The 20708-nt window shown below is 72.5% G+C and carries 19 protein-coding genes; 14 read left to right on the top strand and 5 right to left on the bottom strand.

The window, feature by feature from the left end:
- Window positions 1-49: 49 nt before the first annotated feature.
- Both VM242_08130 and VM242_08125 read right to left on the bottom strand, forming a co-directional pair.
- A complete protein-coding gene (locus VM242_08130; protein ID HVM05124.1) occupies window positions 50-1072 on the bottom strand; it encodes an oligopeptide/dipeptide ABC transporter ATP-binding protein in 1023 nt (340 codons plus the stop codon).
- Window positions 1072-2094 (bottom strand): ABC transporter ATP-binding protein, encoded by a 1023-nt coding sequence (locus tag VM242_08125; protein ID HVM05123.1) that lies wholly within the window; start codon window positions 2092-2094, stop codon window positions 1072-1074. The genes VM242_08130 and VM242_08125 overlap by 1 nt, the downstream gene beginning before the upstream one ends.
- A gap of 96 nt (window positions 2095-2190) precedes the next feature.
- Here VM242_08125 and VM242_08120 point away from each other — a divergent pair, with 96 nt between their 5' ends.
- The 9 genes from VM242_08120 (at window position 2191) to VM242_08080 (ending at window position 11775) form a co-directional block, all read left to right on the top strand.
- Window positions 2191-2661 (top strand): hypothetical protein, encoded by a 471-nt coding sequence (locus tag VM242_08120; GenBank protein ID HVM05122.1) that lies wholly within the window; start codon window positions 2191-2193, stop codon window positions 2659-2661.
- 111 nt (window positions 2662-2772) lie between these two features.
- On the top strand, window positions 2773-2910 hold the full coding sequence (locus tag VM242_08115; GenBank protein ID HVM05121.1) for a hypothetical protein: 138 nt from the start codon (window positions 2773-2775) through the stop codon (window positions 2908-2910).
- Between the two features lie 89 nt (window positions 2911-2999).
- On the top strand, window positions 3000-5102 hold the full coding sequence (locus VM242_08110; protein ID HVM05120.1) for an ABC transporter substrate-binding protein: 2103 nt from the start codon (window positions 3000-3002) through the stop codon (window positions 5100-5102).
- Between the two features lie 67 nt (window positions 5103-5169).
- Window positions 5170-6135, top strand: coding sequence for an ABC transporter permease (locus VM242_08105; GenBank protein HVM05119.1), 966 nt, complete (start codon window positions 5170-5172; stop codon window positions 6133-6135).
- Between the two features lie 7 nt (window positions 6136-6142).
- Window positions 6143-7042, top strand: a complete 900-nt coding sequence (locus VM242_08100; protein HVM05118.1) for an ABC transporter permease — start codon at window positions 6143-6145, stop codon at window positions 7040-7042.
- A 151-nt stretch (window positions 7043-7193) separates the two neighbouring features.
- Window positions 7194-9407 carry an ABC transporter substrate-binding protein gene (locus VM242_08095; GenBank protein HVM05117.1) on the top strand — a complete coding sequence of 738 codons (2214 nt, stop codon included), beginning with the start codon at window positions 7194-7196 and terminating at the stop codon, window positions 9405-9407.
- Between the two features lie 142 nt (window positions 9408-9549).
- The gene (locus VM242_08090) at window positions 9550-9906 is read left to right on the top strand and encodes a hypothetical protein (protein HVM05116.1); all 357 of its coding nucleotides are present in this window, start codon (window positions 9550-9552) and stop codon (window positions 9904-9906) included.
- A 41-nt stretch (window positions 9907-9947) separates the two neighbouring features.
- Window positions 9948-10910, top strand: a complete 963-nt coding sequence (locus VM242_08085; protein ID HVM05115.1) for an ABC transporter permease — start codon at window positions 9948-9950, stop codon at window positions 10908-10910.
- A 64-nt stretch (window positions 10911-10974) separates the two neighbouring features.
- The gene (locus tag VM242_08080; GenBank protein ID HVM05114.1) at window positions 10975-11775 is read left to right on the top strand and encodes an ABC transporter permease; all 801 of its coding nucleotides are present in this window, start codon (window positions 10975-10977) and stop codon (window positions 11773-11775) included.
- A 114-nt stretch (window positions 11776-11889) separates the two neighbouring features.
- On the opposite strand, the gene VM242_08075 is transcribed toward VM242_08080, so the two are convergent.
- From VM242_08075 to VM242_08065, 3 genes are all read right to left on the bottom strand, one after another.
- On the bottom strand, window positions 11890-12348 hold the full coding sequence (locus tag VM242_08075) for a type II secretion system protein (protein ID HVM05113.1): 459 nt from the start codon (window positions 12346-12348) through the stop codon (window positions 11890-11892).
- A gap of 167 nt (window positions 12349-12515) precedes the next feature.
- Window positions 12516-14648, bottom strand: a complete 2133-nt coding sequence (locus VM242_08070) for a PAS domain S-box protein (GenBank protein HVM05112.1) — start codon at window positions 14646-14648, stop codon at window positions 12516-12518.
- Window positions 14649-14818: 170 nt separating this feature from the next.
- The gene (locus tag VM242_08065; GenBank protein ID HVM05111.1) at window positions 14819-15463 is read right to left on the bottom strand and encodes a response regulator transcription factor; all 645 of its coding nucleotides are present in this window, start codon (window positions 15461-15463) and stop codon (window positions 14819-14821) included.
- 302 nt (window positions 15464-15765) lie between these two features.
- Here VM242_08065 and VM242_08060 point away from each other — a divergent pair, with 302 nt between their 5' ends.
- The 5 genes from VM242_08060 to VM242_08040 all read left to right on the top strand — a co-directional run.
- Window positions 15766-17595: a GspE/PulE family protein gene (locus VM242_08060; GenBank protein HVM05110.1), complete on the top strand. Its 1830-nt coding sequence runs from the start codon at window positions 15766-15768 to the stop codon at window positions 17593-17595.
- An 11-nt stretch (window positions 17596-17606) separates the two neighbouring features.
- Window positions 17607-18818, top strand: a complete 1212-nt coding sequence (locus tag VM242_08055) for a type II secretion system F family protein (protein ID HVM05109.1) — start codon at window positions 17607-17609, stop codon at window positions 18816-18818.
- Window positions 18815-19246: a hypothetical protein gene (locus VM242_08050; GenBank protein HVM05108.1), complete on the top strand. Its 432-nt coding sequence runs from the start codon at window positions 18815-18817 to the stop codon at window positions 19244-19246. Before VM242_08055 ends, VM242_08050 begins: the two co-directional genes overlap by 4 nt.
- Window positions 19243-19827 (top strand): prepilin-type N-terminal cleavage/methylation domain-containing protein, encoded by a 585-nt coding sequence (locus tag VM242_08045; GenBank protein ID HVM05107.1) that lies wholly within the window; start codon window positions 19243-19245, stop codon window positions 19825-19827. The genes VM242_08050 and VM242_08045 overlap by 4 nt, the downstream gene beginning before the upstream one ends.
- Window positions 19828-19877: 50 nt before the next feature.
- Window positions 19878-20708 (top strand): hypothetical protein (locus tag VM242_08040; GenBank protein ID HVM05106.1); only part of this gene is annotated, 831 nt, incomplete at its 3' end.

The following is a 20708-nucleotide window of genomic DNA, read 5'->3' as shown; positions in this document are numbered from 1 at the left end:
GAGGAAACGACCCGGATCCGGGTCGTTCCCGCCACAGGTTGCGCTTCGGTCACGCCATGGTGGTGGTCACCTCGGCGAAGTGGCAGGCGACCGGGTGCCCCTGGCCGCGGTCGACGAGGTCGGGGGTCTCCTCGGCACAGATGTCGGCCGCCTTCCAGCACCGGGTCCGGAACCGGCAGCCCGACGGCGGGTCGAGCGGGCTCGGGACGTCGCCCGTCAGCGTGATGCGGTTCCGTTGCCGTTCCAGGTCGGGGTCGGGGACCGGGACGGCCGAGAGGAGCGCCTGGGTGTACGGATGGGCGGGCTTGTCGAAGACCTCGTCGCGGCTGCCGATCTCCACTATGCGACCGAGGTACATGACGGCCACGCGGTGCGAGATGTGGCGGATCACCGAGAGGTCGTGGGCCACGAACAGATAGGCGACGCCGAGGCGCTCCTGGAGGTCGGCCAGGAGGTTGATGATCCCGGCCTGGATGGAGACGTCCAGCGAGGAGACCGGTTCGTCGAGCACGAGCAGGTCGGGGTCGAGGGAGAGGGCGCGGGCGATCCCGATGCGCTGGCGCTGGCCGCCCGAGAACTCGTGCGGGTAGCGGTCGGCGTCGTTGGCGTCGAGCTCGACGAGGCGGAGGAGCTCGGCCACCCGCCCCCGGCCGTCCGGCCCGTACAGGCGGTGGATCCGCATCGGCTCGGCCACGCTGGCGCCGACCCGCATCCGCGGGTCGAGCGAGGCGTACGGGTCCTGGAAGACCATCTGCATCCGCCGCCGCAGGTGGCGCAGCTCGCCCCGGCCCAGCTCGGCCAGGTTCCGCCCCGCCACCCGCACCGTGCCCGACGTCGGGTCGAGCAGGCCGAGGGCGAGCCGGGCCGTCGTCGACTTGCCGCACCCCGACTCGCCGACCAGTCCGAGCGTCTCGCCCTGGGCCACGGTGAGGTCCACGCCGCAGACGGCGTGGACCTGGCGGCCGGCCCGGGCGAACAGCCCTCGGCCGGCCGGGAAGTGCTTGACCACGTCGTTCAGCTCGAGGAGCGGCGGCGCCGGCCCGTCGCCCGGCACCGGTTCGGCGGTGGCCATCACGACCTCCCGTGCTCGGCCGCCACGGTGGCGGCGGTGGCGCCCGCGAAGTGACAGGCCGCCAGGTGCTCGGGCGCCGACGTGGAGCGCAGCTCGGGACGGTCGGAGGCGCACGGCTCGGGCACCCGGGCCACCGGGCAGCGGGGGTGGAACGGGCACCCCGGCGGCACGTCGACGAGGGACGGCGGCTGCCCCGGGATGCGGGTGAGGTGGCGGCCTCCCCTCTGGTCGAGCCGGGGCAGCGACCCCAGCAGCCCGGCGGTGTACGGGTGCTCGGGATTGTGGAAGACCTGGCGGACGGTGCCCGTCTCGACGACCCGGCCGGCGTACATCACCACCACCCGGTCGGCCACGCCGGCGACCACGCCCAGGTCGTGGCTGATGAGGACCATGGCGGAGCGGGTGCGCTCCCGGGCCTCGGCCAGCACCTCGAGGACCTGGGCCTGGGTCGTCACGTCGAGAGCGGTGGTCGGCTCGTCGGCGATCAGCAGGTCGGGGTCGTTGGCGATGGCCATGGCGATCATCGCCCGCTGGCGCATGCCGCCGGAGAACTGGTGCGGGTACTCCGAGTAGCGGTCGCCCGGGTTCGGGATGCCCACCGACCCGAGGAGCTCGACCACCCGGGCGCGCGCCTCCTTGTGCGACACGTCCCGGTGGTGGAGCCGGATGGCCTCCTCGACCTGGTGGCCCACCCGGTGCAGCGGGTTCAGGGCGGCGAGCGCGTCCTGGAACACCATGGCGATCTTCGAGCCTCGCAGGGAGCGGATCCTGTCGTCGGGGAGGTCGAGCAGGCTGGTGCCACGGAAGGTCACCTCGCCGGTCACGCGTGCGGAGCGGGGAAGCAGCCGCAGGATCGACAGCGCCGTCACGGTCTTGCCCGAGCCCGACTCGCCCACGACGGCGACCACCTCGCCCTCGCCCACCTGGAACGAGACGCCGTCCGCCGCCTTCACGACCCCCCGCTCGGCCGGGAACCGCACGCGCAGGTCCCGCACGGCGAGCAACGGCTCTGGCGCGGTCATGGGCTTCCCCCGGTGGTCCGCCCGGCGCTCCGAGCGCCCGGACGCGGTGAGTGTACGGGCTTCCCCCGGCGCGGTAGTCGCGTTACGTTTCGCGACGTGGGGCCCCATGGGAGAGGCGAGCGCGAGCCCGGACTGGTGGGGCTGCTCGTGGTGCTCGCCGTCCTCGGGGCGATGGCGGCCGTCGCCTTCACCGCCCTCGGCGGCTCGGACGGTGAGCCGGCGGCCAGGCCGTCGGGACTGGCGGCGGAGGTCGTGCCGGCGGCCAGGGCCGACCTCGACGCGGTGGCGCAGTCGGGCCAGGCCCTGCGGACGGGTGTCGCCGACCAGGCGTCGAACGCCTGCCTGGTCGACGCCCGGACGTTGGCGACCGCCGTGGCGGCGTACGAGGCGTCGAGGGGGAGTCACCCGGCAAGCGTCGACGAGCTGGTCACCGCCGGGTTGCTCGCGCAGGCGCCGTCGTCGCCCGGCTACTCCGTCACCCTCGAATCGGCCGGCGGGAAGTCCACGGGGCGGGTGCTCGTCAACGGCATGGAGCCCGCTGCCGGCTGCGAGGCGCCCACCGGCTGAGTAGTTCGCAGACGTCGTGCGCCGTCCGATCTTCAGCCGTTCTTCAGGTCGGTCTGCCAGGCTCGTCGGGACCACCCGGAGCATGGCGTTTTCGGCGAGAGAGGACGAACGATGACGCACCGGCCGGCGCCGTCCCGTGACCGTGGCGCCAAGACCAGCTCCACGGCCGTCGAGTGGCTGGCCGTCGCCATCCTCCTCGGCGTCCTCGCCGGCGTCGTGGTGTTCGTGGTGAACGGCGTGACCGGCTGAGGCACCGGCAACATCTTCAGCCTGCCTTCAGGAATCCCTGCGACAGTCGGCTGCGGGGCCGTCGCGGCCCGGGAACCGAGGGGGCTTCGATGATCGATCGGATGGGCCGGCTGCGCAGGGGCACCGGGCAGGGGGGCTTCACCCTCATCGAGCTCCTCGTCGTGATCGTGATCCTCGGCATCCTCGCCGGCGTGGTCGTGTTCTCGGTGAGCGGCGTGACGGACAAGGGCGAGTCGGCGGCCTTCCAGACCGACGCCCGCACGCTGCGCACCGCCCAGGAGGCGTACTTCGCGAAGTTCGGGGAGTACGCCGACGTGCAGACCCTGGCCGACGAGGGCTTCCTGGCCGGGGGCACGTTCACCGGCAACCGCACCGAGAAGGGCAACACCATCGTGTTGGGCACCGGCCCGAGCGGGAAGCCGAACTCGGCGTACACCATCACCTGCGGCGAGAACGGCTCTCCGGTCCCCGGCGGGTGCGGGACGGCGGGGACGGTCGCCCGGGGCGGCACGCTGGTCGTGGGCGAGACCTTCGCCAGCAACGCCACGACCAACGTCGCCTCCTCCACCGGCGGCGGCACCCACGCCTGGTGGGAGACGATGTACAACGGCCTGATCGAGCTGGACGAGGCCGGGAACCCCTCGCCCGAGCTGGCCGCCGTGGTGCCCACGGTCGGCAACGGCGGGATCACCAACGGCGGCGCCACCTACACCCTCACCCTCCGCCAGAACGTGGAGTGGCACGACAGCACGACGGCGTCGCCGCACTTCTTCAACGCCGAGGACGTGAAGTGGACGTTCGAGAAGGTGCTGCTCCGGCTGCACGCCCGGACCCGGGGCATGGCCGCCACCCTCGGCTACGACTCGGCCAACTGCCGGGCCGACAACATCGTCGCCACCAACGGCGCCGGGAGCAACGGCGGGACCGTCGTGTTCAACTTCAACTCCCCGTACATCCCCTTCCTCAAGCAGCTCAACGTCACCGAGGCGGCCATGAACCCCGCCAACTCGGTCAGCGGCGCCTTCCCGGTGGGCACCAACGGCTGCCCGAGCCAGGCGCAGGCCGACGCCGTCAAGGTCGGGACGGGCCCGTTCAAGTTCGACAGCATCAACAGCCCGTCGGCCGGCGACGGCAAGGTCGTCCGCAACCCGAAGTACTGGAAGTCCGGCCTTCCGTACCTCGACGCCATCCTCATGCGCCCGTTCACAGCCGACGCCGCCCGCTACAACGCCCTGGTGAACGGCGACGTCGACTTCGTCTGGGACGTGCCGAACCCCAACGTCGCCGCCCTCGACGCCAACCCGGCGTTCGGCATCGCGGCGACGCAGTCGCTGGGCGGGGGGCCGAACTCGGTGGACCAGGTCATCTTCAACCTCAAGGCCAGCGGCAGCACGGTGGCCAGCGTGGCGAACGGCACCGCGCCCGACCACCCCGTCCTCGGCAACGTGAACGTCCGCCGGGCCATCTTCCACGCCATCAACCGCGACGACTACCTGAACATCGGGCGCAACGGCATCGGCAACGTGTCGAGGTCGCCCATCTCCAGCCAGGTCTTCGGTGCCGCCACCGACATCCCGCTGCCCGCCTTCAGCGTGTCCACGGCGAACTCGCTGCTCGACGGCGCCGGGTGGAACGGCCCACGGGTGACGGTTGGCAGCACCCCGAACGTGCGCACGGCACTGGGCCACCCGACGCTGGCGGACGGCACCCCGCTGACGATCCGCTTCCTCCAGGGGTCCGGCATCTTCACCGACCGGCTGGCCGTGATCAAGGCGAACCTGGCGGCCGTCGGCATCGACATGCCCATCACGGTCAACACGACGAACGCCAACACCCAGGTGTTCACCAACCGCGACTTCGACCTGTACATCATCAACTACGCCAACGGCTACGACCCCCACGTCGGGGTGCGCCGCCAGTACCACAGCGACCAGATCAGCACGACGGGCACGCCCAACAACGCGGCCGGCTACCGGAACCCGGCCGTCGACGCCGACTTCGACCAGGCGGTCCAGACCCTGGACACGACGGCCCGGGCGGCCCTCTACCGCGACTTCCAGCAGCGGGTGGTGAACGACCTCCCGTACGCCTGGATGATCGAGACGCCCAACGTGCGCGGCTTCAGGGCCACCTGCACGGGCTTCCGGGTGTGGACGGGCCTGTTCGCCGAGTCGGCGAGCTGCGCCGGGTAGGGGTAGGGAGCGGAGCGGCGCCCGCCGACCGGCGGGCGCCGGCCCGGCGGTGGGAGGCTCGGGACCGGTGACCCGCCGGTTCGTCGTTCGACGCCTCCTCCAGGTGGTGCCGACGGTGCTCGGCATCGTCACCCTCACCTTCGTCCTCGTCCACGCCGCGCCCGGCGACCCCGCCCTCGACTTCGCCGGGGAGGGCGCCGACCAGGCCCAGATCGACGCCGCCCGCACCTACCTGGGCCTGGACCGCCCCCTCCCGTCGCAGTACGCGACCTACGCCGCCAACCTGCTCACCGGCGACCTCGGGACGTCGTTCACCCAGCGCCGGCCGGTGCGCACGGTCATCGCCGACCGGTTGCCGGCCACGCTGCTGTTGACCGGCTCGGCGCTGGCGCTGTCGACGGCGGCCGGCCTCGCCCTCGGCGTGTGGGCGGGACGCCGGGCCCGGGGAGCGGCGGCGGGGACCGTCAACGTGGCCGCCGTGCTCAGCTACTCGCTCCCGGGCTTCTGGCTCGCCCAGCTGGCGGTCCTCCTCGTCGCCCTCCGCCTCGGCTGGCTGCCGGCCACCGGGCTGAACGACGCCCGGGCCGGGTACACGGGGACGGCCGCGGTGGTCGACACCGCCCGCCACCTCGTCCTGCCGGCGTTGGTGCTGGCCGTCTCCGAGGTGGCGCTGCTGTTCCGGGTCACCCGGGCGGGCCTGCTCGGCGAGCGGGGCCGGGAGTACGTGCGCACGGCACTGGCCAAGGGCGCGTCCGACCGCGAGGTGGTCCGCCGCCACGCCCTGCCCAACGCCCTGCTCCCGGTGGTGACCGTCGTGGGCAGCCGGGTCGGGTTCCTGGTGTCGGGCGCCGTGCTGGTCGAGACCGTCTTCAACTGGCCGGGGGTGGGCCGCCTCCTCGTCGAGGCGGGCCAGGCCGGCGACCACCCGGTGATCCTGGGGATGGTGCTCCTGGTCGCCCTGGCCGTGGTGGTGACGAACCTGGTGACCGACCTGGTGTATGCGTGGGTCGACCCCCGCATCCGCCACCGCTGAGGTGACGGTGACGGCGCCGCCGCCGCGCCGCTCCCGGGTCCGGCGCCGTTCGTTGCGCAACGCCGCCCATTACCCGGCCCTCCTCGCCGGCGCGCTCCTCACCGGCCTGGTCGTGACGGTGGCGCTGCTGAACGAGCGCCTGGCGCCGGGGTACGTCTTCGCCACCTCGGCGGCCGACCGGCTCTCGCCGCCGTCCGTCGACCACGTGATGGGCACCGACCAGTTGGGCCGCGACCTGTTCACCGGCGTGGTCCGGGGCGCCCACACGTCGCTCGGCGTGGTGGCCGGCGTGGTCGTCATCGCCGCCGTCATCGGCGTCGTCGTCGGGGCGCTCTCGGCCCTGCGCGGCGGCGTGGTGGACGACGTCGTGCTGCGGGTCATCGAGACCGTGCAGACCGTCCCCCGGTTCTTCCTGGCCGTGCTGGTGGTCGGGTGGTTCGGGCCGGGCACCCCGGTGACCGTGCTGCTCGGGCTCACGTCGTGGCCCTTCCTCGCCCGGGTCGTGCGGGCCGAGACGCTCTCGCTGCGGGAGCGGGCGTTCGTCGAGGCGGCTCGGGCTGCCGGCGCCGGTGACCTGCGCGTCCTTGTCCGCCACGTCGTCCCCAACATCGTGCCCGGCGCCGCCGTGGTGCTCGCCCTCGTCGGTTCGCGCGTCGTCCTCCTCGAGGCGGGGCTGGCGTTCCTCGGGCTGGCCGACGCCAACGTCGCCAGCTGGGGCGCGCTGGTGAACAACGCCCAGCCCTACCTGGCCACGGCGTGGTGGATGTCGGTGTTCCCGGGCGGTGCCATCGCCGTGACGGTGCTGGGCATGAACCTCCTGTCGGACGGCCTGGCCGGCCTGGCCGACCCCATGTCGGCCGCCCACGAGCGCCGCTGGCGCGGAGGCGAGTCGTCCCTCGGGGGGTGAAACGGGCCGTAGGAGCTCGTCCCGGGATCTTCAGGAGAACTTCAGGAGCGACCGCCATACTCCTGGAAACGCCGGCCGCGCGGTCGGGCCCGCGCCCGAGACGGCGGGTGTGCCCACGACGTTCCAAAGGGGGGTTCAGGTGATTGCAGCCATGAGTGAGAGGGTCGCGAGGAGAAGGGGCGCCCAGGGCGGGTTCACCCTCATCGAGCTCCTCGTCGTCATCGTCATCCTCGGCATCCTCGCCGGCGTCGTCGTGTTCTCGGTGGGCGGCGTCAAGAACAAGGGCGAGAACGCGGCGTACGCCACGGATGCCCGGACGCTGCGGACCGCGCAGGAGGCGTACTACGCGAAGTTCGGGCGCTACGGGACCGCGGAGGAGCTCGTGCAGGCCGGGTTCCTGGCGTCGGCGCCGGAGCTGAGCGACCTCGTCCTGGCGCCCGACAAGCAGTCCTTCACCATCACCTGCGACGCCACCAAGGCGGGCTGCGGCGCCTCGGGCGCCATCGCCGTCGGCGGGACGCTGGTGATCAACAACGGCGCTACGGCGCCCGCGGCCACGCTCAACCCGGCGGTGACCAGCGAGGGCGGGACCCACTCCAACTCCGAGGACATGTTCAACGGGCTGCTCCGCTACGAGAAGGACGGGAGCATCGGGGGCGACCTGGCCCAGACCTTCTCGTTCGACACCGTCCCGGCCGCCTCGAACCCGAACTGCGCCGGCGTCACGTGCGATGCCTCGACCACCGTGGCGACCTTCGTCCTACGGGAGGGCGTGAAGTTCCACAACGGTGACACGCTCACGCCCGCCGACGTGGAGTTCAGCTTCGCAAAGGCCATCCTGGCGGCCCACGGCCGGACGCGGGCCATCAACCCCACCCTCGGCGTGACCGGTTCACAGCTCAGCACGGTCGTCCCACCGGAGGCCATCCAGACCCTCCCGCCGACGGCGGGGAACGGGGGCACCGTGAAGTTCAACCTCCGCCAGGTGTTCGCCCCGCTCCGCTACACCCTGAACGTGACGGAGGCGCCCATCATCCCGAGGTCCGTCTACGAGCCGTGCTGGGACGCAGGGACGCTGTTCAACGGGACGGCGTGCGCGGCCAACACCAACCCGGTGGGCACCGGCCCGTTCAAGTTCCAGTCGCTGGACGGCTCCGGCATCACCACGGTCCGCTTCCCCGACTACTTCCGGTCCGAGAACGGCATCCGCCTCCCGTACCTCGACAAGGTGATCAAGAAGGTCGTCACCGGCAACGCCGCGGACTCGCTGCGGAGCGGCGCAGTGGACGTGGCGGGCATCTCGAACGCCGACCGCCCGTCCATGGCGTCGGACTCCCGGTTCCTCCTGACCTCGACCCCGAGGGGGAGCGGCGGCGGCAACTGCATCACGACCATCGCGTTCAACACGACGAAGCGTCAGCCCGGCGCCGGGCTGACGGGGGCGCCGGTCCCCACGAGCGACCCGACGAGCCCGTACTACGGCCAGAACAAGCCGAACTCCAACGAGAACGCCTCGCCTCACCAGATCGTCGGCGACAGCCGCGTCCGGGAGGCGATCTTCAAGGCCCTGGACCGCGACAAGTTCCACCGCGACGTCGCCTTCGGCGCCGGCCGGGTGGCCGACGCCCCCGTCCACAGCATCTTCCAGCCCAACGGGGCGTACCAGGGCCCCCAGCCGCTCCCCACGTTCGACCGGGCGGCGGCCGGGGCCCTGCTCGACGCCGCCGGGTGGTCCGACACCACCGACCCGGACGGCTTCCGCCGGGCGCTGAACCACCCCAACGAGGCCCATGCGGACCCGCAGCTGGCGGTCCCGGACGGCACCAAGCTGGCGCTCGAGTACCTGGCGTCGACGGGCAACGAGGCCTTCGCCCAGGAGGTGAAGGCCCAGCTCAAGACCGTCGGGATCGACGTGACGCCGGTGCACGGCAACAACGCCTCGTTCGTCGCCCCGAGGATCTTCCACGCCCGCACGTTCGACATGGCCCAGATCTCGTACTGCAACAACGACGAGCCGCAGTTCGGCGTGCGGCGCCAGTACCACACCGACCAGCTGATCCAGACCAACGCCTTCACCAACGCCTCGGGCTACAAGAGCACGATGATGGACCAGCTGTGGCTGGACGCCAGCAAGGCGCCCGACACGTCGACCTACCAGCTCAAGTTCCTCGCCATCCAGCGCCTGGCGCTGGGGCTCGGCACGCCGAGCGCGGGCGTGACGCCGGGGACGCTGGAGACCGCCCAGAAGATCCCGATGGTGCAGATGCTCGAGTCGGCCGGCACCCGGGCCTACCGGGCCACCTGCCAGGGGTTCAACCACAACAACACCGGCCTCTACTTCGAGTCGGCCTACTGCACGAACTGAGGCCGCAACCGCGAACGACGGCGCCGTCCGGAGGGGCGGCGCCGTCGCGTTCGCGACAACGGTCGGTGATGCGTAGCATGCCGGCCGTTGCGGACCCGCGTCCCCGGCCCGGCCGGCGTCCCACTCCGCGGAGGAGGCGGCTGTGAAGCGATTCCTGCTGGTCGCGGTCGTGCTCGCCGCCGGCGCCACGGCGCTCTACCTCGTCATCCAGGACGACGACCCCGGTCCACCTCGCGACGTGGTCCTGCGGATCGACGCCGAGGCGGCCGTGTGCTGGACGGCGCTCCTCGACCCGGGCGAGGACCCGTCGGCCGAGCCGCGGAGCGAGGCGGACTGCGGTGCCCGGGAGCTCCCGTTCTCGGCCGGCGACCGGGGCAACGCCGTCGTCTCCAAGGTCGGGGACGCCGGCCAGCTCTCGGTCGCGGTCGTGGTGAACGGGGCGGAGACGCAGCGCCGGTCGACCACGGACCCCAGGGGCACCGTCGTCCTCGAGCTGTGACGGGGGCAGGGCTTGGCCGCGCCTGAGACCACCTGACGACGATGGCGTGGTCGTACGTCGCCCGGCGCGTCGCCCAGCTCGTTCCCGCCCTGGCCGCGATCCTGGTGATCACCTTCACACTCGTCCACGTCGCCCCCGGTGACCCGGTCGGGACGTTCGCCGGTGAGTACGCCGACGAGGAGATGCGGGCGGCGATCCGTGAGCAGTGGGGCCTCGACCGGCCCATGTGGTCGCAGCTCCTCACCTACGCCGGGCGGCTCCTGCGCGGCGACCTCGGCGACAGCTACGTCTACGGCCGGCCGGTGACCGCGATCATCGGGGAACGCCTGCCGGCCACGGTGCTCCTGGCGGGGACGGCGCTGGTGATGTCGCTGGTCTGGGGCCTCCTCCTCGGCCTGATCGCCGCCCGCCGCCCGTCGGGCGTCCTCGACACCACCGTCACGACGTCCTCGCTGCTGGTCAACGCCGTGCCCTCCTTCTTCCTCGCCCAGCTCGCCATCCTCCTCATCGGCCTGCGATGGGGTGTTCCCTTCGTGGGCATGACCGACAGCCGGGTCGACTACCGCGGCTTCGAGCACGTGGTCGACGTCGGGCGCCACCTCGCCCTGCCGGCCGTGGTGCTCGCCCTGTCGGAGGTCACGCTGGTGGCGCGGCTCACACGGACCGGTCTCGTCAACGAGATGGCGGCGCCGTACACGCGCACGGCCGAGGCCAAGGGACTGGCGGCCGACGTCGTCCTGTCCCGTCACGCCCTGCGCAACGCCTCGCTGCCGCTGATCACGGTGGTCGGGGCCCGGGTGGGCTTCCTGTTCTCGGGCGCCGTGATCATCGAGACCGTGTTCTCGTGGCCCGGCGTCGGCGGGCTGCTCGTCGACGCCGCCAACTCGGGCGACCGCCCGATGACCCTGGGCCTGGTGCTCATGGTCGCGACCAGCGTGCTCATCACCAACCTCGTCACCGATCTTGTCTATGCCTGGGTCGACCCTCGAATCCGCCACCGCTGAGGACGCCCGCTCGGTCCGGCCGTCCGGCCGCCCGCCGAGCCGGCGGGGCGCCACCGTCCGCCGCGTGCTGTCACGCCCGCTCGGCCTGGTCGGGCTGGCGCTCGTCTCCGTGGCGGCCGGCACCGCCCAGTTCGCCGACAGGATCGCCCCCGGGGACCCCTTCGACACCTCGGCCGGCCCGTCGCTCTCGCCCCCCTCCTGGGACCACCTAATGGGGACGGACAACCTGGGCCGGGACCTGTTCACCGCCGTCGTGCACGGGACGCGGACGTCGATGATCGTCGTGCTGTGGGTGGTCGCCATCTCCTCGGCCATCGGCATCGTCGTGGGATCGCTGTGCGGCTACCGGGGCGGCCTGGTGGACGACGTGATGATGCGGGTGACCGAGGCGTTCCAGCTCGTCCCCCGCTTCTTCCTGGCCCTGCTGGTGATCTCGTTCTGGGGGCGGGGCCTGGAGAAGATCATCCTCCTCCTCGGCCTCACCTCCTGGCCGTTCCTCGCCCGCATCGTGCGGGCGGAGGCGATCCGCCTGCGGAACCAGACGTTCGTGGAGTCGGCACGCTCGGTCGGCGCCTCGTCGGCCCGCATCCTGGTTCGCCACGTCGTCCCGAACCTGCTCCAGCCCGTGGTGGTGGTCATCGCCCTGTTCGCGTCGCGGGTGATCCTCATCGAGGCGGGGCTCGCCTTCCTCGGCCTGGGCGACCCCGACCGGGTCAGCCTCGGCTTCCTCGCCAGCAACGCTCAGCAGTTCCTGCGCCTGGCGTGGTGGATGGCGGTGTTCCCCGGCGCCGCCATCGCCCTCGTCACGCTCGGGCTGAACCTCCTCGCCGACGCCGTCAACGACGCCCTGCGGGGAACTCGGTAGCCCGGCCGCCGCTGCGGGGAGCCCGTCCACCGGGGGCTCCGGGCACTCGTGCCGCGACGCGGGTCAGGGCCCGGCCGGAGCCGGGCCCTGATGACGTGCTCGCCGCGGGTGCGGCTACAGGTTGCCACCCTGGCCGGCGACTCCGCCCTCCGTGGGTCCGCACTGCGGTACCCCGCCGGCCGCCACCCGGATCTCGACGCCGGCACCGATGTCCGCGCTGCCGTCGCGGTCGAACACGAAGACGTCGTGCAGCGTGGACTCGGTGGAGAGGAACCCGGCGCTCACGAGCGCCGACTCCGGGACCGGGGTCCGCGTGGCGGTGCCGGTCCCGTCCCAGTTGGCCGGGGTGACGACGTAGTTGTTGTGCTGCGCGTAGTTCGCCTCCATGGCGGTGCGGAGGGTCCGGGTGTCCGTCTGGCACGCCGCGTCCTCGCCCTTGTCGTTGATGCCGCTCACGGCGAAGACGACGACACCGGCGAGGATGCCGAGGATGACGATGACGACGAGGAGCTCGATGAGGGTGAAGCCCCCCTCGCCGGCCGCCCGGGGCCGGTTCTTCAGTGATTCCATCATCGTGGTAGTCCTGCCTTTCGGTTCGGTTGGGTCCCGTGACCGGGGAGCCCCTCTGGGTTTTCGAGTTCGGGGACTCCGGTCCCCGCCGCCGAGCCGAGCCGGAGTTCCCCCGACCGTCCTTGCCACGCTCGTGCGAACAGCCTTGCACCTGCTTCCCGAAATGGTTATCAGCCGGACCTGAAGGTTCCCTGAAGATCATCGGGACCGTTCGTCCCCCTGGGCGCCGGCAGGCGGACGAGGAAGGCGCCGTGGTCGTAGGCCAGGTCGCCGCCGTGGGCGAGAGCGAGCTCGCGGGCGATCGCCAGCCCGAGGCCCGAGCCGCCCCTCCCGTCGAGGCTGACGAACCTCTCGAAGATCGCCGACGACTCTGCGGGCGGGACCCCGGGACCGTCGTCCGCCACCTCGATCTCGACCCACCCGTCCGAGCGGCGCAGCCGCAGGTCCACGGCGGAGACGGCGTGGCGCCGGGCGTTGTCGGCGAGGTTGGAGACGATCTCCGACACGGCGTGGGCGTCCACGGCCGGGCGGCCGACCGGCTCGTCGCCGTCGGCTGCGACCGTGATCTTCAGGGTGGGGGCCCGGTTGCGGAGGTTGTCGGCCAGCACCTCGCAGAGGGCGACGAGGTCGCACGGCGCCTTCGAGAGGGCGAGCCCCTGGTCGAGGCGCGCGATGCGGAGGAGGCCGGCGACCAGCCGGCCCGCCCGCGCCGTCTCGCGGACCACGGCGCCCAGCATCGCCTCCCGGTCGTCCTCGGCGAGCTTGTCGCCCGAACGGGCGAGCACCTCGGCCGACGCCTGGATGTTGGTGATGGGGGCCCGGAGCTGGTGGGCGGCGTCGTCGAGGAAGCGCCGGGTGGTGGCCTCCGACGCCCGCGCCTCGCGGGCCGCCTGCTCGAGCGCCGCCAGGGTGTCGTCGAGCTGGCGTGCCACCCACCGCTCCTCGGTGATGTCCCGGTCGATGGACGAGACCGCCGCCACGCTGCCGTCGGGGTCCCGGACGGGCGACATGGTGACGGCGACGTCGATGAGCTCGCCGTTCCTGCACCGCCGGGTGGTCACACCCCGTTGGACCGGCTCGCCGCGGCGGACGGCGTCGAGCGACCGGTGGAGCGCAGGGCGAAGCTCGGGCGGGACGATGAGGTCGACGTGGCGGCCGACGGCCTCCTCCGCCGGGTAGCCGTACATCGCCTCGGCGCCGGCGTTCCACGTGAGGATGGTCCCGTCGGGCGTGGTGCTCAGCATGGCCTCGTCGGCCGACTCGACGAGCGCCGCCAGCCGCGCCGTGGCCTCCTGGGCGCTCGCCTCGCCGGTGGCGTCCCACAAGAACGCGCTCGTGGTCGTCGTGCCCCGATGGCCCGTCGTCCACGCGATCATCCGGGCCGGGAACCGGCGGCCGTCGCGGTGAAGGACGACCAGCGACGTCACCCGGCCGGTGGCGTCGGCGCCCTCGTCGGCGAAGCCGGCCAGGGGCTGCGCCCCCGTGTCCGGCCCGGCCGGCGTGACCGTGCCCGCGAACGGCCGGCCCATCACCTCCTCCGGGGCCCACCCGAACATCCGCTGGGCCTGGTCGTTCCAGTCGAAGATCCGGTCCTCCTCGTCCACCGCCACGAAGGCCTCCCGCGCCGTGGCCAGGATCCTCCGGTTGCGCTCGAGCAGCCGGTCGCTCTCCGCCTTGGCCGCCTCGGCGTCGTCCACGGCCTGCTCGAGGGCGTCCAGCATGGAGTCGTAGGCGGACGCCATCTGCCCGAGGCGGGTGTCGGCCGGCTCGGGCCGCAGCCGCTCGCCCCGGGTTCCTCCGGCCGTGCGGCGGGCCGCCTCCGTGATGCGGTCGAGCGGCTCGAGCGCGTACTCGGAGATGAGTCGCAGGAGCACGAATGCCAGCGCCACGACCAACGGTGTGACGACCGCCTCCAGGGCCAGCAGGCCGCGCAACGTCCCGTCGGCGCTCTGGCGCGAGACCACGAGGTCGACCGTCGTGCCGTCGGGGAGCGCCACCATCCTGCGGAGGACGGCCTCGCCCGCTCCCACCGGGTCCCCGACGGTGTCGAGGAGGCGTCCGCCGGAGTCGTGGACGGTCGCCCGCACGCCGCGCTCGTCCAGGCGTTCGGTGAGGTCGGTGACGGCGGGGCGCGACACCTCGGACGCCACGATCCGCTCCGCCAGGTCGAGCTCGTCCTCCAGGCCGGCGTAGAGGTTCGAGCGCAACGCCACGAACAGCAGGACGTCGAGCGCCACGGCGAGGACGGCGACCACCGTCACCCCGGCCAGGACGAGGCGTCGACCGAGGGACGGCGTCCGCACGAGCGTGCGTCCGGACTAGGTTCGGGAGAAGGCGCGCGCGCCAGCCATCATGTGGAAGGTAGCGCGGTTGCCCCCGCAGGAGAACCGGTTCGCCGCCGCGCCGACGTCGGTTCGCCGCGCTGCGTCACCGGCCACCGACGCGCGGTGGGCTCGGGGACCGCAGGGCGTCGTCAGACTCGCAGCATGTAGCCGACGCTGCGGACGGTGTGGATGATCCGCGACCCCTGGGCCTCGAGCTTGCGGCGCAGCGCGCACACGTGGACCTCGATGACGTTGGGGTCGCAGGCGTCGAAGCCCCACAGCTGCATGAGGATCTGCTGCTTGGACAGGATCTGCCCGGCATGGCGGGCCAGGAGCATCAGCAGGTCGTACTCGGTGCGGGTGAGCTCGAGGTCCTCGCCGCCGCGGGTGACCGATCGGTTCGAGTCGTCGACCTCGACGTCGCCGATCTCGACGACCTTGGGGCCCAGCCGGCCGGAGCGCCGGAGCAGGGCGTGGGTGCGGGCGATGAGCTCCGCCGTCGAGAACGGCTTCCCCAGGTGGTCGTCGGCGCCCGCCTCGAAGGCGGCCAGCCGGTTCTCCAGGCTGTCTGCCGCCGTGAGGACCATGACGGGCAGGTCGTCCTCCCGCAGCATGCGGGCCATCGTGTACCCGTCGGGCCCGACGGGGAGCCGCACGTCGACGATCGCCACGTCCGGTCTGAACGACCTGGTGACGTCGGCCAGGGCGGTGCCGTCCGCCTCCGTGCGGACCTCGTAGCCCTCGCTGCGGAAGGCCAGCTCGAGGGCTTGGCGAACCGAGCTCTCGTCGTCCACGACGAGCACCTTCGCATTTGGCACGGTCCCACCCGCCCTTCCTCGCGGCGTGCCGGATCGGCATACCGCCGCAACTACGGCTCGTTAACCTATACGCGCTGGCGGCCGCCAACGCAAGGCCTGAGGGCCGGAGGGCGCCGCCCCCGAAGGTGGTTCGGCAATCACTTCGGTTCGAGGTTCTTCCGGAGTGGTCCCACGGCTACAGTTGGCGGGGAGACCGATCGGGGGAGCGGCGGGAAAATGAACTCCAGGACCGACGTCGCAGGAGACATCCCGGGCACGTGCCGGGCGGAGGGCCGCCGGTGATACGCCGTCGGGGCGCGCCCCCCGGTGAGGTGGCCCGGGAAGGGACCGGGCCCGTCGGCGGGGCGGGAGCCGGACGCGACGGCAACGGCAACGCCCCGGCGCCCGAGGAGGCACCGGCACCGCCGCCGCCGCCCCCTCCGCCCACCCGCAAGGGCCCTCCCCTCGGCGAGCGGCTCGTCTCCCGCGGCCTGGTGACGCCCGCGCAGCTGGCCGAGGCGTTGCTCCAGCAGCCGCTGACGGGCAAGCGCCTCGGCGTGCTCATCGTCGAGCTGGGCATGGTCAACGAGCGCCCGGTCACCGAGGTGCTGGCCGAGCAGCTCGGGCTCCGGCTGGTGGACCTGGGCCAGGAGGAACCGGACCCCGACGCCGTGCGCCAGCTGCCGGAGGGCCTGGCCCGATCGCTCAACGCCATCCCGATCCGTACCGTCGACGACCGGCTGGAGGTCGCCGTCGCCGACCCGATCGACCCGAGCGTGGCGAGCGAGCTGCTCACCGCCGTCGCCCCGCAGCCGGTGAGCTTCGCCATCGCCGCGCCGTCGGACATCCGCCGCGCCATCGAGCACACCTACCGGGCCCTGTCGGGGGTCGAGTCCCTCGTCGAGCAGTTCCAGGCCGCCGAGGCGCTCCGCCAGGTCGAGGTGTCCTCCCGGGTGATCAGCGAGGACGCCCCGGTCGTCCACCTGGTCGACCTCGTCATCACCCAGGCGGTGCGGGACCGCGCCTCGGACATCCACATCGAGCCGCAGCACGACCGCCTGCGCATCCGGTTCCGGATCGACGGTGCGCTCCACGACGTCCTGGCGCTGCCCGCCGCCATGTCGGCCGCCCTGGTCAGCCGGATCAAGATCATGGCGAACATGAACATCGTCGAGCGCCGGCGCCCCCAGGACGGCCAGATGGGACGGGACGTGGACGGGCGGCCCCTGGACGTCCGCATCGCAACCAGCCCCACCATCTGGGGCGAGAAGGCGGTGCTCCGGCTCCTCGACCGGAACCGGACGCTGTTCCGCCTCGACGAGCTCGGCATGCCTCACGTGACGTACGAGCAGTTCGCCAAGCTCCTGCGCACGCCCTACGGCATGGTGGCGTGCGCGGGCCCCACCGGGAGCGGCAAGACCACCACGCTGTACGCCACCCTCGGTGAGATGCACGGCGCCGAGCGGAACATCACCACCATCGAGGACCCCGTCGAGTACGTCTTCTCGTCGATCAACCAGATCCAGATCAACGAGCAGGCGGGGATCACCTTCGCCACCGGGCTGCGGGCCATCCTGCGCCAGGACCCCGACATCATCCTGGTGGGCGAGATCCGGGACGCGGAGACGGCGCGCATCGCGGTGGAGTCGGCGCTCACCGGCCACTTCGTGCTGTCCTCGATCCACGCCACCGACGCCTGCTCGGCGCTCCAGCGCTACCTGGAGATGGGCATCGAGCCCTTCCTCATCGCCTCCACCGTCAACGGCGTGGTGAGCCAGCGCCTCGTGCGGCGCATCTGCGACCAGTGCCGCGGGCCGTACGAGCCGTCCATCGAGGAGCTGGCGTTCTTCGAGGAGGCGGGCGGGCGCCCGCCCGAGAAGGGCTTCACCCAGGGCCGCGGGTGCAACTTCTGCGCCCGCACCGGCTACCTCGAGCGCGTCGGCGTGTTCGAGCTGGTGCGCATGACCAACACCATGAAGCGGCTCATCATCGAAGGAGCCCCGTTGGACCAGATGCGGGCCGCCGCCGTGGCCGACGGGACCCAGACGCTGCTCAACGGCGGCGTCGGCCTGGTCGAGGCGGGCGTCACCACGATCGCCGAGATCCTCTCGAGCATCTACGTGCTGTAGGCGGACCACCGATGCCCAGGTTCAAGTACGTCGCGACCGACCCGGACGGGGAGCAGCTCGTCGGCGTGGTGAAGGGCTCCAGCGTCGAGGGTGTCACCGACAGCCTGGCGAGCCAGGGCATCCAGGTCCAGACCGTCCAGCCCGAGAGCCGCTCGATACTCCAGCTGGAGCTGACCCCCAGAAAGGTCAAGCCCGTCGAGCTGGCCAACTTCTCGCGGCAGATGGCCGCGTTCATCACCGCCGGCCTCCCGCTGATCGAGGCGCTGGCGATCATCGAGGAGGAGTCCCCCAGCAAGACGCTGCGCAAGGTGGTGCGCGAGGTGGCCGACTCGCTGCGCTTCGGCGAGAGCTTCGCCGAGGCGATGAGCGCCCACGCCGACGCCTTCCCGCCCTTCTACATGGCGGTGCTGCGCTCGGCCGAGGCGACCGGCGAGCTGGACGTCGTCATGCGCCAGCTGGCGCGCTACATCGAGCGCGACATGGAGGCGAAGCGCAAGATCCGGTCGGCGCTGGCCTATCCGACGCTGGTGTTCGCCATGTCGCTCGTCACCGTCGGCGTCCTGACCGTGTTCGTCCTCCCCCGGTTCAAGGTCTTCTTCGAGTCCTTCGACGCCGAGCTGCCGCTCGCCACCCGCATGCTCATCCGCGCCACAGACTGGTTCTCGTCGTCGTGGGTCTACCTCGTGCTGCTCGTGGTGGCCGTGGTGGTGGGCGTCATCGCCGCCCTCCGCACCGAGCGCGGGCGCATGCTCCGGGACCGGTTCCTCCTGCGCACACCCGTCCTGGGCGACGTCGTGCGGTTCACCGTCGTCGAGCGCTTCTGCCGCGTCCTCACGTCGATGCTCGAGGCGGGCGTGCCCATCCCCGACGCGCTGCGGCTCGCCAGCACCGGCTCCAACAACCTGGTGTTCGAGCGCTCGCTGGACGTCGCCCGCCGGGAGATGCTCGAGGGCGACGGGATCGCCCGGCCCATCGCCCGCACCAAGCTGTTCCCGGTCACCGTCACCTCGATGATGCGCGTGGGGGAGGAGACGGGAACGCTCGACGACCAGCTCGAGGTCGTCGCCACGTACTTCGAGTCCGAGCTCCAGTACAAGCTGAAGAGGCTCACCAACCTCTTCGAGCCGCTCGCCGTGGTCTTCGTCGGCATCTTCGTCGGTTTCGTGGCCATCGCCCTCATCTCGGCCGTGTACGGCATCTACAACCAGGTCGACATCAGATGACCGGGTGTCCGCCGTGCCGGCGAGCACGGTCGGGCGAAGAGGCGGGCGTCACGCTCATCGAGGTCGTGGTGTCGGTGTTCATCATGGGCGTCGCCTTCGCCGTCATCGTCGGCGGCCTCGGCACCGCGGTCGTCGGCTCCGACCTCCAGCGCCGCCAGGCCGACGCCGACGTGGCCCTCCGCCACGCGGCGGAGACGATGGCCTACCAGCCGTGCGGCACCACCGCGACGTACTCGCCCCCGCCGCCGCCGGCGGGTATCACCGTCACCGTCGAGCGGGTCACCTACTGGGACGGCGGCGGCCGGTACGTCGCCGGGCTGCCCGGTGACTGCAACGACGAACCGCCGCTCCAGCTGATCGAGCTGGAGGCGTCGTCGACGGGCGGCCGGCTGGTCTCGCGGACGCTCGAGGTGGTGAAGCGGCCGTGACGCGCCGGGCGCCCCGCGGCGAGGGCGGGTTCACGCTGCCGGAGCTGCTGGTGACCATCTCGATCATGAGCATCATCGGGGCGGCGCTGACGGGCGCCGTGTTCCTCGGCTTCCGCACCACCGACGCCACCGGCGCCCGAGTGGCCCGTTCGTCGGCCATCCAGGCGCTCACCGCCTACTTCACCGAGGACGTCCAGCGGGCGGAGTCGGTGGGGACGACGCTGACGGCCGAGCCCTCCGGGCCCGACGAGTGCGCCACCGCCCCCGCCGGTCGGCTCGTCCGCCTCGGGTGGACCGAGGACAACGTCCCCCGGGCCGTCGTGTACGCCCTCGACCCGCCGACGGGCACCGCCCACGAGGTCGTGCGCTGGTCGTGCCGCGGCAACGTCGCCGTCCCCCGGGTGATCGGGCACCTCGTCCACGACGAGGGCTCGCCCCTGCCTCTCGAGGTGCGGTGCGACGGCGGCCCGTGCCCCGACGCCCCCGGGACGCCCGCCACCGTCACCCTGCGGATCTACACCGACCCGTCGTCGTCGCCGGGGGCACCGGTCGAGTTCACCGTCCGGCGGAGGACGGCGTGACCCGCCCGTCGCCGCGGCCCGTCGGGCGGGGGCGGGGCGAGGACGGCAGCATGCTGCTCATCTCGCTGGTCTTCGTCACGGTGTTCGCCGTGCTCATCACCGCGGTGATCACCTTCACCGACGTCGGGCTGCGGGCGTCGCGGGGGTTCGGCGAGCGGGGGAGGACGACGTACGCCACCGACGGCGCCGTCCAGGCGTCCATCCATCGCTACGCCTCGGGCGGCCCGTGCGACGACTTCGACGCGCCGGTCCGCGCCGACGGCGACCCCGTGGGCGGCAGGGCGCTCACCGTCCACTGCTCGGGCCCGCCGCCCGGGGGCGAGCGGGCCAACAAGCCGGTCAACGCCCTGCTGAGCCTCGGCACCGCCGCCGGTGAGGTCGGGGTGGAGACCACGGCGCCCATGCGGGTCCTGGGCAGCGTCTTCTCCAACTCCACCGTCAAGGCGGGCGGGACGCTCGTCGTGCAAGGGGCGGTCGAGGCGACCGGCAACTGCACCGGCCCCGTGCAGACCGACCCGCCCGGCGGGGTGCGGTGCGCCAACAGCCCCCCCGACGCGGGTGTTGCCGACCTGTCCCGCGGGCGTGACCCTCGGTACGTCAAGGCCCGGTCGACGGTGCCGGGGCGCCGCAGCGTGCCCCCGTGCCCGGCCGCCCCGGAAGGTGAAGTCGAAGTAGTGGAAGCCGGGCTGGAACCACAGCACGGCGTTGGGGCATGCGCCCGAGGTGAGGGCGGACAGGGCGGCGGCGTCGTCGTAGTAGCCGGGGGGCAGGGTCACCAGCCACGCCGGGGCGGCCGGGCACGGGGGCACGCTGCGGCGCCCCGGCACCGTCGACCGGGCCTTGACGTACCGAGGGTCACGCCCGCGGGACAGGTCGGCAAC

It is taken from the genome of Acidimicrobiales bacterium (genome assembly GCA_035540975.1).
Lineage (GTDB): Bacteria > Actinomycetota > Acidimicrobiia > Acidimicrobiales.
This window is presented reverse-complemented; position numbering and strand designations above follow the sequence as displayed.

Coding starts and splice junctions, on each gene's coding strand:
- VM242_08130 (HVM05124.1), bottom strand. CDS start 1,072: ATGGCCACCGCCGAACCGGTGCCGGGCGACGGGCCGGCGCCGCCGCTC.
- VM242_08125 (HVM05123.1), bottom strand. CDS start 2,094: ATGACCGCGCCAGAGCCGTTGCTCGCCGTGCGGGACCTGCGCGTGCGG.
- VM242_08115 (HVM05121.1), top strand. CDS start 2,773: ATGACGCACCGGCCGGCGCCGTCCCGTGACCGTGGCGCCAAGACCAGC.
- VM242_08110 (HVM05120.1), top strand. CDS start 3,000: ATGATCGATCGGATGGGCCGGCTGCGCAGGGGCACCGGGCAGGGGGGC.
- VM242_08095 (HVM05117.1), top strand. CDS start 7,194: ATGAGTGAGAGGGTCGCGAGGAGAAGGGGCGCCCAGGGCGGGTTCACC.
- VM242_08085 (HVM05115.1), top strand. CDS start 9,948: ATGGCGTGGTCGTACGTCGCCCGGCGCGTCGCCCAGCTCGTTCCCGCC.
- VM242_08075 (HVM05113.1), bottom strand. CDS start 12,348: ATGATGGAATCACTGAAGAACCGGCCCCGGGCGGCCGGCGAGGGGGGC.
- VM242_08055 (HVM05109.1), top strand. CDS start 17,607: ATGCCCAGGTTCAAGTACGTCGCGACCGACCCGGACGGGGAGCAGCTC.
- VM242_08050 (HVM05108.1), top strand. CDS start 18,815: ATGACCGGGTGTCCGCCGTGCCGGCGAGCACGGTCGGGCGAAGAGGCG.